Source organism: Candidatus Skiveiella danica (genome assembly GCF_022705245.1).
GTDB classification, from domain to species: domain Bacteria; phylum Pseudomonadota; class Gammaproteobacteria; order Burkholderiales; family Burkholderiaceae_C; genus Skiveiella; species Skiveiella danica.
In genome coordinates this window covers 18311-31936 of the sequence record NZ_JAKJEW010000039.1, presented here as the reverse complement: position 1 = coordinate 31936, position 13626 = coordinate 18311, and the positions used below count along the sequence as shown (strand labels likewise).

General features: G+C 66.7%; 17 protein-coding genes. 6 read left to right on the top strand and 11 right to left on the bottom strand.

Going from position 1 to position 13626, the window contains the following annotated elements; genetic code table 11:
- Nucleotides 1-1791, top strand: a 1791-nt coding sequence (locus tag ACMUOY_RS17630; protein WP_413894047.1) for a DUF1631 family protein, incomplete at its 5' end; no start/stop codon positions are given.
- On the opposite strand, the gene ACMUOY_RS17625 is transcribed toward ACMUOY_RS17630, so the two are convergent.
- The 4 genes from ACMUOY_RS17625 to ACMUOY_RS17610 are packed head-to-tail and all read right to left on the bottom strand — an operon-like array spanning nucleotide 1788 to nucleotide 3822.
- Entirely contained in the window at nucleotides 1788-2219 is a 432-nt protein-coding gene (locus ACMUOY_RS17625) for an ExbD/TolR family protein (protein WP_413894046.1), read from the bottom strand. The genes ACMUOY_RS17630 and ACMUOY_RS17625 overlap by 4 nt on opposite strands.
- 2 nt (nucleotides 2220-2221) lie before the next feature.
- Entirely contained in the window at nucleotides 2222-2656 is a 435-nt protein-coding gene (locus ACMUOY_RS17620; protein ID WP_413894045.1) for an ExbD/TolR family protein, read from the bottom strand.
- A gap of 3 nt (nucleotides 2657-2659) precedes the next feature.
- On the bottom strand, nucleotides 2660-3562 hold the full coding sequence (locus tag ACMUOY_RS17615; RefSeq protein WP_413894044.1) for a MotA/TolQ/ExbB proton channel family protein: 903 nt from the start codon (nucleotides 3560-3562) through the stop codon (nucleotides 2660-2662).
- A 53-nt stretch (nucleotides 3563-3615) separates the two neighbouring features.
- Complete coding sequence (locus tag ACMUOY_RS17610) at nucleotides 3616-3822, bottom strand: hypothetical protein (RefSeq protein WP_413894043.1); 207 nt, start codon at nucleotides 3820-3822, stop codon at nucleotides 3616-3618.
- A gap of 212 nt (nucleotides 3823-4034) precedes the next feature.
- Between ACMUOY_RS17610 and ACMUOY_RS17605 the strand changes: the two genes are divergently transcribed.
- Complete coding sequence (locus ACMUOY_RS17605) at nucleotides 4035-4370, top strand: hypothetical protein (protein ID WP_413894042.1); 336 nt, start codon at nucleotides 4035-4037, stop codon at nucleotides 4368-4370.
- Nucleotides 4371-4701: 331 nt separating this feature from the next.
- On the opposite strand, the gene ACMUOY_RS17600 is transcribed toward ACMUOY_RS17605, so the two are convergent.
- The 4 genes from ACMUOY_RS17600 to ACMUOY_RS17585 all read right to left on the bottom strand — a co-directional run bounded on the left by ACMUOY_RS17600 (nucleotide 4702) and on the right by ACMUOY_RS17585 (nucleotide 7071).
- Nucleotides 4702-4842: a hypothetical protein gene (locus tag ACMUOY_RS17600; protein ID WP_413894041.1), complete on the bottom strand. Its 141-nt coding sequence runs from the start codon at nucleotides 4840-4842 to the stop codon at nucleotides 4702-4704.
- Nucleotides 4843-4882: 40 nt separating this feature from the next.
- On the bottom strand, nucleotides 4883-6037 hold the full coding sequence (locus ACMUOY_RS17595) for an ABC transporter substrate-binding protein (protein ID WP_413894040.1): 1155 nt from the start codon (nucleotides 6035-6037) through the stop codon (nucleotides 4883-4885).
- A gap of 116 nt (nucleotides 6038-6153) precedes the next feature.
- Complete coding sequence (locus tag ACMUOY_RS17590; protein ID WP_413894039.1) at nucleotides 6154-6825, bottom strand: DUF938 domain-containing protein; 672 nt, start codon at nucleotides 6823-6825, stop codon at nucleotides 6154-6156.
- Between the two features lie 75 nt (nucleotides 6826-6900).
- Nucleotides 6901-7071 (bottom strand): hypothetical protein, encoded by a 171-nt coding sequence (locus ACMUOY_RS17585; protein WP_413894038.1) that lies wholly within the window; start codon nucleotides 7069-7071, stop codon nucleotides 6901-6903.
- Between the two features lie 171 nt (nucleotides 7072-7242).
- Between ACMUOY_RS17585 and ylqF the strand changes: the two genes are divergently transcribed.
- Nucleotides 7243-8202: a ribosome biogenesis GTPase YlqF gene (gene ylqF, locus ACMUOY_RS17580; RefSeq protein WP_413894037.1), complete on the top strand. Its 960-nt coding sequence runs from the start codon at nucleotides 7243-7245 to the stop codon at nucleotides 8200-8202.
- On the opposite strand, the gene ACMUOY_RS17575 is transcribed toward ylqF, so the two are convergent.
- The 3 genes from ACMUOY_RS17575 to ACMUOY_RS17565 form a co-directional block, all read right to left on the bottom strand.
- Nucleotides 8171-8794 carry a class I SAM-dependent methyltransferase gene (locus tag ACMUOY_RS17575; RefSeq protein ID WP_413894036.1) on the bottom strand — a complete coding sequence of 208 codons (624 nt, stop codon included), beginning with the start codon at nucleotides 8792-8794 and terminating at the stop codon, nucleotides 8171-8173. The two genes, ylqF and ACMUOY_RS17575, sit on opposite strands and share 32 nt — an antisense overlap.
- Nucleotides 8795-8951: 157 nt before the next feature.
- The gene (locus ACMUOY_RS17570) at nucleotides 8952-9422 is read right to left on the bottom strand and encodes an SRPBCC family protein (RefSeq protein WP_413894035.1); all 471 of its coding nucleotides are present in this window, start codon (nucleotides 9420-9422) and stop codon (nucleotides 8952-8954) included.
- A gap of 516 nt (nucleotides 9423-9938) precedes the next feature.
- Nucleotides 9939-10742 (bottom strand): alpha/beta fold hydrolase, encoded by an 804-nt coding sequence (locus ACMUOY_RS17565; protein WP_413894034.1) that lies wholly within the window; start codon nucleotides 10740-10742, stop codon nucleotides 9939-9941.
- 80 nt (nucleotides 10743-10822) lie between these two features.
- Here ACMUOY_RS17565 and ACMUOY_RS17560 point away from each other — a divergent pair, with 80 nt between their 5' ends.
- The 3 genes from ACMUOY_RS17560 (at nucleotide 10823) to ACMUOY_RS17550 (ending at nucleotide 13618) form a co-directional block, all read left to right on the top strand.
- Nucleotides 10823-11809 carry a YncE family protein gene (locus ACMUOY_RS17560; RefSeq protein ID WP_413894033.1) on the top strand — a complete coding sequence of 329 codons (987 nt, stop codon included), beginning with the start codon at nucleotides 10823-10825 and terminating at the stop codon, nucleotides 11807-11809.
- 70 nt (nucleotides 11810-11879) lie between these two features.
- Nucleotides 11880-12647 (top strand): polysaccharide deacetylase family protein, encoded by a 768-nt coding sequence (locus ACMUOY_RS17555; RefSeq protein WP_413894032.1) that lies wholly within the window; start codon nucleotides 11880-11882, stop codon nucleotides 12645-12647.
- Between the two features lie 14 nt (nucleotides 12648-12661).
- On the top strand, nucleotides 12662-13618 hold the full coding sequence (locus ACMUOY_RS17550; protein ID WP_413894031.1) for a sterol desaturase family protein: 957 nt from the start codon (nucleotides 12662-12664) through the stop codon (nucleotides 13616-13618).
- Nucleotides 13619-13626 lie beyond the last annotated feature (8 nt).

Below are 13626 nucleotides of genomic sequence, written 5' to 3'. Positions count from 1 at the left end.
GGCGACCCGGGCGGCGATGGCCGCTACGAAGCCGCGCCGATGGATCCGCTGGAGGGCTCCGAATCGGCCTTCGCACAGGGCTACGGACAGGGCTACCCGCGTGGGCAGGGTCCGCTGGAGGTCAGCGCCAGTCTGTACGAGGACTTCCTGGTCCACGGGGTCGACCATGACACCCGGCTGGCCGAGTCCTACTATGCCCGCATCGACCAGGAGCTGGCCCAGCTTCGGGCGCAGACCGCGGCGGCCCCGGAGGGGCCGGCGCCCTCGCTGGACCCGCAGCGGCGAGTCGACGGCCAAAGCCCGCTGAATCCCGAAGCCTGGGGCGCGTACGCCCAGTCCACGGCGCGCCGCCTGGTGCGCGCCGAGCTGAAGAAAGAGGCCACCCATGTCGGGCAGGTGCTCGGCCTGGAGGTGGTGCGCAAGCTGGTGAACCAGGTGGCGCAGGACCCGCGGCTGCTGGTGCCGGTGCGCGAATCCATCGTGGCGCTGGAGCCTTCGCTGCTGCGCCTGGCCATGGTCGACCCGCGCTTCTTCAGCGAGGAGACCCACCCCGGGCGCCGGCTGATGGAGCGGGTGGCCCAGCGCAGCTTCAAGTACGAGGACACCGAAAGCTCCGAGTTCCAGTCGTTCTTCGAATCGGTCCGCAAGTCCTTCACCAGCCTCAACGCACTGAAGATCGACAGCGCGCAGCCTTTCAACAGCGCGCTGGCCGTGCTGGAGGACGACTGGAACCAGCGCGACAGCGAGGAAGAAGCCCGCCAGCACGAGCTGCTGCATGGCCTGCGTTTCGCCGAGGAGCGCCAAGGGCTGGCCGATCAGATCGCCTACGACATGAGCTCCCGGCCGGATCTGGACAAGGTTCCCGGTCCGGTGCTCGATTTCCTTTACGGGCCGTGGGCGCTGGCGATGGCCCATGCCCGGCTGGTGGACCGCGACCGCCAGATCGATCCGCGCGGCTACGGCCTCGTGGTCTCTGACCTGGTCTGGAGCGTCAAACGCGATTTCACGCTGCGCCAGCCGGCCAAGCTGATGGACATGATACCGGGCATGCTGCGCAGGATCAACAGCGGGCTGGACCTGATCGGCCAGGGCGCGCGCGAGCGCGAGGCCTTCATGGACGTGCTGATGCGGCTGCACGGCCCCGTGCTGCGCTTGCGCCGGATGAAATCCGAGCGCGATGCCCAGGAGTCGGGCGCCATGCCGCTGGAGCCTGACCTGATGCCGGCCAGCCCCGAGCAGCGCGTGCCCAAGGCCGCGGCCCAGCCCTGGCTGGCACCGGCCGTCCAGGAGGACGCTGGCTTCGAAGACACGCTGTCGTCCGGCCCCGCCGAACTGGAGGCCGCGAATGCCGTGGGTGACCATGCGCAGCCGGCGCCTGGCGTGCCGGTGCCGCTCCCGATGGCGGGGACGGCCGAAGGGCACCCTGAGGGTCACGCCGAGGGCCATGATGACGGCCCGGACTTCCACGACCAGCGCGTTGAGGCGGTGCTGGACGGGCTGTCCACCGGCTGTTGGGTCAACCTGTACTCGCGCCAGCGCTGGATGCGCGCGCAACTGGTCTGGGCCAGCGCGCGCGGCACCTTGTTCATGTTCATCAGCCGTGGCGGGCGTCCCCACTCCATGACCCGGCGCAGCTGTGGGCGTCTGGTTGCCCACCAGTGGTTACGGCCGGTGGGCGCACATGGGGTGGTCGCGCATGCGCTGGCCAGCCTGAAGGAAGAAGCGCAGGCCAGGGCCTGCGCCGCGAACGAGGCACAGGACCCTCGCGAACCCTTGGCCGGTCCCGCCTAAGGCGCAAACTGCTCCAGGCCCACCACGCCAACCTTCGGCAGACCCACCCGCTGGGAGGTGGAGAGCACCGCTGCAACGCTGTCGTAGCGGGCCATGCGGTCGGGTTGCACATGCACTTCCGGCGGATCGGCCTGATTTGCCGCGTCCTGCAGCCGCTTGAGCAGCGTGACCTGATCAGGCAATGGTTCGCCATTCCAGCTCAGCCGGTCACCGGCAGAAATGCCGATCACCACCACCACCGGCTCCACGATCACGGGCGGGGGCGGGCCCACGGGCATCTCGACATTGACCGCATGCAGCTGGATCGGGATCGTGATGATCAACATCACCAGCAGCACCAGCATCACGTCGATCAGCGGCGTGATGTTCATCTCCGCCATGACCGAGGGCTCGTCCCCAGGCTGCGGATCGTGGTACGTGATGGCCATGCCTACCTCGCTCCGGCCGCTGGCGGCTCGGTGATGAAGCCGATGCGGGTGATGCCGGCCGTCTGGCAGGCATACACCACGCGGCCCACCGCTTCAAAATCGGCCCGGGCGTCGCCACGGATATGCACCTCGGGTTGCGGCTGCTGGCGCGCCGCGGCCTGGAGCCGCTCCTGCAGGGCACGCGCGTCGGGCAGGCGCTGGTCGCCCCAGTAGGTGGCGCCGGTGGCATCCACCGAGACGACGACGTTTTCCGGCCGCGTCTCGCGCACCTGGTTGGCCTGTCGCGGCAGGCTGACCGCCACCGAGGTGTGCACGGCAGGGATGGTGATCAGAAAGATGATCAGCAGCACCAGCATCACGTCCACCAGCGGCGTGGTGTTGATGTCGGCCAGCAGCGCGTCCTCGTCACGCCCGCCTTTGAAGAAGCCGATCGCCATGTCTCAGGCCTTTGGCGGCTTGCCGGTTTCGCCGACTCTGGCGCTGGCTGCTGCCAGCAACCGGGTGTGCAGGTCGGACCCGAACCCGCGCACATCCTCCATGGCCAGTCGGTTACGCCGCACGAGCCAGTTGTAGGCCAGCACCGCGGGCACCGCAACGGCCAGCCCGATGGCGGTCATGATCAGGGCCTCTCCAACCGGCCCCGCCACCCGGTCGATCGAGGCCTGTCCTGATGCGCCGATCTTGACCAGCGCGTGGTAGATGCCCCAGACCGTGCCAAACAGGCCGACGAACGGGGCGGTTGCCCCGACGGTGGCCAGCACCGCGAGCCCGTCCTGGCTGCGGCTCTGCACGGTGGCTACCGAGCGCTCGATGTTCTGCGTGAGCCACATGTTCAGGTCAACCTGCGCCGCCACGGTGTCGTGTTGCTGCAAGGAGGCCATTGACGATTCGGCGATGAAACGGAACGGGCTGCCCGGCTGCAGCAGGTTGGCGGCTTCGCGCAGGCTTTTCGCATCGGTAAGGGAGGCTGTGGCGCTTCGGGCCAATCGGCGCATGCGCGCCTGCTCGATCAGTTTGCGCACCAGCACGTACCAACTCGCCATCGACATGATCAGCAGGATGAGCAAGGTGGCACGCGCAACCGGGTCGCCCTGTTCCCAGACGGCCTGCAGCCCATAGGGGGCGGCTGGCGATTCGGTCGATGGCGGGCGGATCAACGGCAGGTCGCGCGATGGCGTCAGCGCCGGGGCGGCGATAGCGACCGGCGCTGACGACGGGGCAGAAGCGGACGAGCGTTCGGGCGCCGCCTGGGCGTGCGAAAGGCCGCAGGCGGCGCCGAGCAGACCGAAAGCCAGGGTCAACGCGAGGAGCCGTGCTGGTGTACGACGGTCAGGATCGGGCATAGGGGATTCGACAGCTTTCGTAGCGGATGGGGAAGGAGTGTGGGGGGTGGAGTTCATTTGCATTTTTCCTGAAGCGCGCGCTGGGCGATGAGGGGTGCGGCCATAAGTCCGGTCAGGACTTCCTTTTCGCCGGATGGTCGCAGGCAGTCGGGTGTCGCCGCGCCCGCCATGCCGTCGGCCAGCTTGTCGCGGTACTTGCCCGCATTCAACTGCTCGTTGGCCATGTCGGCCAAGCTGCGCTGGCCCGGCGCGCGGCGCATGAGATAGGGGTAACCGGGCGGCTGCAGGTTCAGACCGGCTGCGCCGGGCGGCCCCGAACCACCGCCGGCGGCCGGAGCTGGCGGCGCTGCTGTGATGGGTGCGGGCGTGATCGCGACGGGGCGAGCGGGAGCTGGAGCTGGAGCTGGAGCTGGAGCTGGAGCTGGAGCTGGAGCTGGAGCTGGAGCTGGAGCTGGAGCTGGAGCTGGAGCTGGTGCTGGAGCTGGAGCTGGTGCTGGTGCTGGTGCTGGAGCTGGTGCTGGTGCTGGTGCTGGTGCTGGTGCTGGAGCTGGAGCTGGTGCTGGAGCTGGTGCTGGTGCTGGTGCTGGTGCTGGTGCTGGTGCTGGTGCTGGTGGGGGAACGGGCACAGGTGGCGGAGCCGGTTCAGCCGGCACCGGTTTGGGTGCAGGGGCGGGTTCGGGTGGTGGTTCCGCGGGCAGGGCGGGTGGTTTCGGCGCCTCGACCGGTTCGGGGGATGGCGGCTTGGGTTCCTGGGCTTGAGCGGGTTGCGGCGGCAGCGTTTCAGCTCGCTTGGGCCTGCGTGGGTTGACCGGTTCCTCCGGTGGTGCAACGGGCCGGGTGATGGCCTGGACGGGCGGTTCGACCTTCGGTGCAGGTGGGCGCACCGGCTCGACACGCAAGGCCTGTGGCGGAGCCACTGGCGGCTTTTCAGGCGGTGGTGGTCGGATGACCGGGCGCGTGACGGGCTGCAGGATCTGGTAGATCACCTGTCGCGCTGCGCGCTCCACCGGCGGCGACTGCAACAGGGCCCACAGCAGGACCAGGTGCACGGCCGCAGCCACCAGCAGGGCGGGCGCCGAGGGCCGGCCGCGCGCGGGCAAGGCCATCGGCTGCAGTTCAAGCGTGGACATTCGATCCCGTCACGCTGGGCGGCCTTGCCGCTTCTTCGTCGAAGTGGTGCCGGTCTTGCGGCCGTCGCCAGAACCGTCCCGACCGGCGAACGGCCGCGGCAGGCTCGATGGAACGGCGCGGTAGGGATCGATGATGGGCAGGGTGACCATGCGGTGTCATTCTGCCACCGCGGCACCTGCGGGCTACGCGCTACTTGACGAGCCGCCCCTGGCTGTTGATCACGGTCAGCTCCACAAATTTGGAGGCGCTGGACGCGCCTTTGCCGAAACCGATCTCCATGCCGCCCATGTCCATTCGATTGATCGACTGAAGGGAGGTGATCAGCGACTCGCGGGACAGGTTGCGCCCGGCGCGGCGGATGCCTTCAGCCACGACGCGGGCATTGAGATAGCCCTCCAGGCTCAGGTGCGAGAACTCGTTGACGCCCGCGGCCTTCATCGCTTGCTGATAGTCGCGCACCAGGGGCATGACGGTGTTGCTCGGAAACGGCACCACCTGGCTGATGGCCACGCCGCTGCCGTCGTTGCCCAGCGCCTTCAGGTTGCCCACGGTGGCCAGCACCGAGAGGGCGTACATCTGCAATCCCTTGCGCGACTGGTTCACGTTCTTGATGACCTCGATGGTCGGCTTTCCGGCCAGGCCCAGCACCAGGGCATCAGGTTGGGCCGCGAGCAGCTTGGTGGCGGCCGCCGCCGCGTCGCTGGCATTGTTCTCGACCGATACGGCCGCCACCGGTTTGAGCTGGCGCTGCTCCAAAGCGGCGGTGGCAGCGGTCAGCACTTCCTTGCCGAAACTGTTGTTCTGGTAGGCAATGCCGATCTTCTTGAAGCCGATGGTTGTCAGGTGCTGGATCAGCTTTTCCGCCTCGTCGGCGTAGCTGGCGCGCAGGTTGAACACGCCCACCAGTTCAGGTTTGCGGATGGACGGCGCGCCGGTGTAGGGCATCAGCACCGGCATGCCAGCCTTCAACGCCACAGGGATCAGGGCCTCGTTGTTCGGCGTTCCGAAGGTGCCGAACAGCGCGAAGGTCTCGCCGCCGGCAATGAAGGCCTCGACGTTTTCAACGGTCTTTTTCGGATCGTAGGCGTCATCCTTGGAGATCAGAACGATCTTGCGGCCGTTGATGCCGCCTCTCGCGTTGAGGGCGTCAAAGTAGGCCTTCGATCCCTTGAGCACCTCCTGCCCGAGGTCGCCCAAGGGTCCGCTGAGTGCAGTGCTCTGGCCCAGGGTGATGGCGTCGTTGGTGACACCGGGTTCGGCCAGTGATGAGGTGCTGGCCAGCAGCGCAGTGGCGACGCCCACCAGAATGTTGCGCAGGTTTGCGGTGACGTGGGGGAGGTTCATCAGGTGCTTCCGGTGGGGTGTTTGAATGCAGGCGTTGATTGCAGACGCATGGACTGACGGCTTTCTGACGCACAGACCCGGCAAATACCCGCAGATTTGTTGCCGGGATGACAGTCTCAAGCCGCCCGCGCCGCCGACGCCAGCTTGCGGCCCAATACCAGCAGCAAGTTGTTCGCGGGCATCGTGATGCGCAGCCGAAGGTGCAAGCCCGCTTGCGCGGCCTGCGCCAGAACGTCGTCGAGCTGGCGCAGGCCCCAGGCCGGATCAGTCTGGCGCAGGCTGTCGTCAAAGGCACGATTGCCGGGCGAGGTCGGGACGTCCCGTTCGAGATAGGGGCCGTACAGGATCAGCACACCCTGCGGCGCCAGGTGGCGCGCTGCGCCCTGCATCAGTGCCGCGCAGGTGGCCCAGGGCGAGATGTGGAGCATGTTGGCGCAGTACAGCGCATCAAACAGGGTGGTGAACGCCGGCCCGGCGCTCGGCCATTGAGTCGCCAGCACATCCAGCAGCACCGGTTCGCGCACATTGGCCACGCCGGCCTGGGCGCACCAGGCGGCCACCGAACCGAAGGCATCGGGCTGTGCATCACTGGGTTGCCAGGCCCAGCCCGGCAGGCCGGCGGCGAACCAGGCCGCGTGTTGTCCGGTGCCGCTGGCGATTTCAAGCGCATGGCCCTGCATGGGCAGCACCTGACGCAGGGCGTCCAGGATGGGCTGACGGTTGCGCTCGGCGGCTGGGCTGAACCGCGCACCTTCGGGCGGCGGTTCGTTGCCATCGGATGCCGTCAAGGCGGGAAAATCAGGCGTTTCAGGCATCTTCCCAGCGTGCTTTGGTCGTACAGTGCTATGAAAAAGATACCAACTTCATCGCCTGCGATCGACCAGGCGGCGCCGTGCATGCAGCAGGACAAAAGCGCCACCGAGCACCACCGCAAACCATCCCACAGGCGACGACGCGGCCACGGTGTCGCGCAGAGCCGAGGGCGACATGAACACGGGGCCGACGAGCACGGCCAGACCGATGAATAGCAACATGAGGCCTTTGTGCAGCCACTCTGTGCTCGCCAGGCTGCGTGGGGTTGAGGTCGGTTTCCGGGGCATGGCGTGGATCATGACACGGGCCGCCGGCGCAGGCCGCAGCCAATGGGTTCACAATCCGGCTCGCCCATCCACACTGCAACCCCGCCTGAACGAAAGAACTCCCCGATGGCCATCCAGTGGTTTCCCGGTCACATGCACCTGACCCGCAAGGCCATCGCCGAGCGCATCAAGGACATCGACGCGGTGATCGAGCTGCTCGACGCGCGCCTGCCCGGCTCCAGCGCCAACCCGCTGCTGTCCGAGCTGACCGGGGGCCGGCCCTCGCTGAAGGTGCTGAACAAGCAGGACGTGGCCGACCCCGCGCTCACCGCCGCCTGGCTGGCCCACTACAACGGCCTGCCCGGAACCCGCGCCATCGGGCTGGACGCCAGCGTGGCCGCGCCCGCGCGCGCCCTCATCGACGCCTGCCACGCCCTGGCGCCCAACCGCGGCGGGCTGGCCAAGCCCATGCGCGTGCTGATCTGCGGCGTGCCCAACGTGGGCAAGTCCACGCTGATCAACACGCTCACCGGCCGCAAGGCCGCCAAGACCGGCGACGAGGCCGGCATCACCAAGGCCGAGCAGCGCATCACCCTGGCCGACGACTTTTACCTCTATGACACGCCCGGCATGCTGTGGCCGCGCATCACCGTGGCGCAAAGCGGCTACTTCCTGGCGGCCAGCGGCGCCGTGGGGCGCAACGCCTACGACGACGAAGAGGTGGCGCTGGAGCTGCTGGCGGTGCTGAAGCGGCGCTACCCCGCGCTGCTGGAGGCGCGCTTTCGCCTCTCGGGTGTGGCCGCGATGGCCGACGAAGACCTGCTGGCCGAAGTCGGCCGCCAGCGCGGCGCGTTGCAGGGGCGCGGGCGCGTCAACCTGCAGAAGGCGGCCGAGATCGTGATGCACGAATTCCGCAGCGCCACCCTGGGCCGCATCACGCTGGAGACGCCCGAAGAATTCGCCACGTGGGTGGTAGAAGCCGACCAGCGCGAAGCCGAACGTGCCGCGAAGAAGGACGCCCGTGCGCGCGAGCGCAAGGGGCAGCGCGCGGATGTCACGCCGCGAGAGCCTGGCCCCAGTAGTTGAACGTCATCACCCGCGGCCCGGGCAAGTAGCGGGTCTGCAGGTCGGGGCATGCGAAGCCGCCGGCCTGCAGAAGGGCGGGGATGTCGCGGTTCAGGTGGCAGCCGCCGGCCAGGCGGCCCCACAGGGGTTGCAGGCGGTCCTGCCAGCGGGCCACGCCGGCATCGGGCGCACGGCCGTGTTCGCAGAACAGGAGGCGACCGCCGGGCACCAGCACGCGGCGCATCTCGCGCAGGGCGGCCACCGGGTCGGGGATGGTGCACAGGGTGTAGGTCATCACCACGGTGTCAAAGCTGGCGTCGGGCCGCGGAATCTGCTCGGCCGACAGGCCGACCAGCTCCACCGGCAGGCCGGTGGCCTGGATGCGGCGCTGCGCGCGCGGGTGCAGGTCCAAGGCCGGGTCCAGGCCGGTGATGCGGCTCACGCGCACCGGGTCGTACCAGGCCATGTTCAGCCCGGTGCCGATGCCTACCTCCAGTACGCGGCCGTGGGCGAGCGGCACCACCTTGCGGCGCTGGCGCTCCACGGCGCGCAGGCCGCAGGCGATGTCCAGCGCCCAGGGCAGGATGTGGCGGTCGTACCAAGAGGCGGTCATGCGGGCGAAGGCCTCGGTGAGCTGCCCAAAAACCGGGCAGGGCGTCGAAAGGTCTTTGAAATCAAGGGCTTGGCAGGGGGATACAGACCTTGCCCCGGCTTATCCACAGCTTTGTCCAGCGTCGGCAGGGACAACTTCACCGCGCCCCGTTTGGGGTTCAAACCTCGCCGCCGAAGGTCTGGATCAGGTTGTCGATGTAGGTCTCGACCAGGTGGGTGAATTCGTGGTGGATCATCGGCTCCACCAGGGCGTGCATCAGGTGCGGCAGCGGCACGTGAACCTCGGCGTGGATGTCCAGCTCGACATGGGTGGACTTCTTGTTGTCCTTGATCTTCCAGGAGCCGCTCACCAGCGCGTTGCCGATGCCTTCCACCGGCGTCCACTCCACCCGGCCTTTGGCCTTGTTGCTGACGTACTTGCTGGCGTAGACGGTGTGGATGTTGATGTGCTCGGTGCCCACCTTTTCCATGTCCCACTGGTAGGCGCCATCGCCCAGGTCGGTGAGGCTGTGTACCTTGGGGAAGTGGCTGGCGGACTTCGGAACGTCGGCAAGCACCGCAAACACCTCGGCGGCCTTGGCCTTGACTTCAAACTCGTAGCCCAGATGGACGGGGACGGTGATGGACATTGGCGTTTTTCCTCGGAAGTCGATACAAATAATTGCCCTTGATGATAGAACGCTGACAGCGATGCGGATAAGGTCATGTTGATGCACATGGATAGATGGCGTTTATCCGGCATCTGGAGAGCGATTTCAAACATGGAGGTCACTCAAATCCGATTCATCCCTAGCGAGCGCTGTCTGCCGGTGCAGTTGGACAGTGTCAGTCTTTCGAATCTGAATGTCTTGAATGCCATCCTCCATGTGGCAGAGAATCGCTTCAGGTGGCGTGTCCCGCCAATCTGCTTTCGGCATTCGAGCTGGGATTTGTACCGGCTGTATCGCTGGTGAAGACCCGCATCGAGCAACAGAGTTAGGCGGGTGAGATGCACAAGCGCCGCATTGAGCTTGAGCGACTTCTGCATCGACTCAAAGTCTATTGCAGCATCTTGCCGCGCCCTGAGAAACCCGACCTGATCTATATCGGGGCCATCAGCTTCGAATGGACTGCGTATGGACTTCTTTTGTGTTGGCAGGGCCATGCTACGGAAGATGGGCCAGAAACTCTCCGATCGCGGTGTTGACGGCCAGCGGCTGATCCTTGTGCGGCGAATGCCCGCAATCCGGCAACTTGAGCAGGCGTGTATGGGGCGCATGGGCCGCGATCTGGTCGATCTGCGCCATCGTGCCGTAGGGGTCGTCCACCCCCTGAATCGCCAGCAGCGGCGCGGTGATATGACGGCACTGCGCGCGGATGTCAAAGGCGCGGAAATCCTCGCTGAGCCAGATGTCGTTCCATTGCCAGAAGGCGCCGTCCACGTCGGCATGAAAGCGCGCAAGCCGCTCGCGCAGGCTACCTCTCTGGAAGGCGTCGCGCGCCTGCGTGATGGCGGCGATCGAGAGGTCTTCCACGATCACATGCGGGGCCATCACGACGCAGGCGGCCACCGGGTGGCGGCTGGCGTGCAGCAGGGCGATGGTGCCGCCATCCGAATGGCCGACGAGCACCGGCTGGCCGATGTTCAGGTGGGCGAGCAAAGGGGGGAGCACCTCCCAGGCCTCGCGGTGCATGTAGTCGGGCTGCAGGCGCCCGGACGGTCGCCCGTCGCGCAGGGCGGGCGCGCCAAGCACATCAGGAATCGCGTCGGAGCGCCCATAGCCGCGGCGCGAGATCACCACGCCTGCGCGGCCCGTCGCTGCGCAGAGCTGATCGGGCCAGTCGCGCCACATGGCCACCGATCCCAGGCCTTCGTGCAGGAAGACCAGCGGGGCGCGGTCTGCGGCCGCCCCTGCGGCCTCGATGCGGCGGACTTCGAGATTTGTGCCGTTGATGTTGATCAATTCCATGGCCGCACATGGTACGGGAACCCACCGCTGCCTGCAGGGTGGCCGGCTACACTTGGCACCTGTTCAGAAAGTAGTCGTTTGTGAAGTCTTTTTCCCGTTTTCCGCTCTTTGCGGCCCTGTTCTGCCTGGTGTGTCCCGTGCTGGCCTGGGCCGCCGCGCCCAACCCGGTATTTGTGCTGAATTCGCTTGACGGCAACGTCAGCGTGATCGATCCCGCGACCTGGAAAGAGGTCAAGCGCATTCCCACCGGCAAGGAGCCGCACCACCTCTACATGACACCGGATGAAAAGTCGGTGATCGTGGCCAATGCGCTCAGCGATTCGCTGACGTTCATCGATCCACGGACGGCCGAGGTGCAGCGCGAGGTGCGCGGCATCCTGGATCCCTACCACCTGCGGTTCTCGCCCGACATGAAATGGTTTGTCACCGCAGCCAACCGCCTCAACCATGTGGACATCTACCGCTGGGACGGGCGCGACATGACCCTGGCCAAGCGCATTTCCACCGGCAAGACCCCGAGCCACCTCTGGATCGACAGCAAGAGCACGACGGTCTGGTCCACCATGCAGGACAGCGATGAACTGGTGGCGATCGACCTGACCACCCAGGCGCTGAAGTGGCGCGTCAAGACCGGTCCGATGCCGGCCGACGTCTTCGGCACCCCGGACGACAAGACCGTGCTGGTCGGCCTGACGGGCGGCGACGGCGTCGAGGTGTATGACGTGAGCGGCAAGGAAGGCCGCCTGGTCAAGACAATCAAGACCGGCAAGGGCGCGCATTCTTTTCGGGCCTTTGGCGACGGGCGCCACGTGCTGGTGAGCAACCGCGTGGCCAACACCATCAGCAAGATCGACTACCAGAAGATGGAAGTTGTCGACCATTTCCCGGGGCCGGCTGGTCCCGACGACATGGACATCTCGGCCGACGGCAAGATGATCCTGCTGGCCTCGCGCTGGGCACGCAAGCTCACGGTGATCGACACCGCCACCCGCACCGTGGTGCGCCAGATCAACGTGGGCAAGTCCCCGCACGGGGTCTGGACGCTGGACCATGCCCCGCGTCATTAGGCGACGGGGCTCGGCAGGACTCGTGCGGTCTGTGCGTGGGTTGCTGGGTGCTTCGTTTTTCATAGCTGGCATGGCCCATCCGACGCTGGGATTCGGCCAGAATAGCCCGAAGCCCAGCTGCGCGAAGCCGCTGTACCTGACCTTTGACACCGGCCACATGGACATCGCGCCCCTGGTGGCCGAGGTGCTGAACCGCCAGAAGGTTCGGGTGACGTTTTTCGCCGCCAACGAGCGCACCCGCACCGGTGACGGCAGCCTGGGCGCGCATTGGGCACCCTGGTGGAAGGCCCGCGCGGCCGAGGGGCACGAGTTTGCCTCCCACACCTGGGATCACGCCTACTGGCGCGGCGACCTGAAAGGGGTGGAGCCCCGGTTTCGGATCCGTCCGTCGGCCGGGGCCTTCGCCGGGCGCGAGTTCACCTGGGATGCGAAGCAGTACTGCGCCAACGTGGCCTACGCCGCCGAGCGACTTCAGGACCACACCGGCAAAAAGCCGCTGCCGCTCTTCCGCGCGCCGGGTGGCAAGACCTCGCCCAAATTGCTGGCCGTGGCCAAGGCATGCGGATTCGAGCATGTGGGCTGGTCGCCCGCCGGCTTCCTGGGCGACGAATTGCCCAGCGAGACCGCGCCGAACGAGGCGCTGCTGAAAAAGGCGCTGGCCGACATTCGCGCCGGCGACATCCTGCTGGCGCATCTTGGCATCTGGTCGCGCAAGGATCCCTGGGCGCCGGCGGTGCTGGAGCCGCTGATCGTGGGCCTGAAGGAGCGCGGCTTCTGCTTCGCGACGCTGCGCGAGCACCCGGCCTACCAGGGCTGGATCGCTGCGCACGGCAGGTGAGGAGCGCATCGGGCATGGATTGGTTTGCAGACAGCTTTTCCACGGTGCAGCAGTGGCTCTACGAGTCCGTGGTGCAGCCGCTGGCGTTTGCGCTGGGCGCGGGCAACCTGCTGGAGCTGGCCTACGATGGCACGGGCTGGCTGGTGGTGGGCCTGCTGCAGATTGTAGTGATGGTGGCGGTCATCGGGCCGTTGCAGCGCCTGTGGCCTGTTGAGCCGGTGCGCGATGCCCGCGCCGTGCGCGTGGATGTGATCTACACCCTGATCCATCGGCTCGGCCTGTTCAAACTGGTGATATTCTTCACCTTCGAGAACTGGCTGGAGGCGGGCATCGGTGAGCTGCGCGGGCGCGGCCTGCCGACCTTCCATCTCGACCAGCTCTGGCCCGGTGTGACCGATGGTGCGCTCGTCAGCTTCATCATCTATCTCGTGGTGTTCGATTTTGCCAACTACTGGTTGCACCGTGCCCAGCATCGGTTCAACTGGTGGTGGGCGCTGCATTCGCTGCACCATTCTCAGCGCCAGATGACGATGTGGAGCGACAACCGCAACCATTTGCTCGATGACGTGCTGCGCGACCTGTTGTTCGTGCTGCTGGCGATCTTCATCGGTGTCGCGCCGGGCCAGTTCGTGGCGCTGGTGGCCATCAGCCAGCTCAGTGAGAACTTCCAGCACGCCAACCTGAAGATCTGGTTCGGCCGCATCGGCGAACGGCTTTGGGTGAGTCCGCGCTTTCACCGTCTGCACCACAGCGTGGGCATCGGGCACGAGTCTGCAGGCAAAGGCACGCTCGGCGGGTACAACTTCGGCGTGCTGCTGCCCTGGTGGGACATGCTGTTTGGCACGGCCAACTTCGAGCACCGCTTCGACGCCACCGGCGTGCGCGACCAGGTGGAGCAGGGCCGCGACTATGGCGCGGGCTTCTGGGCGCAGCAGTTCCTGGGTTTGAAGCGGCTGTTCGGACGCGGCTGATCGGGCAA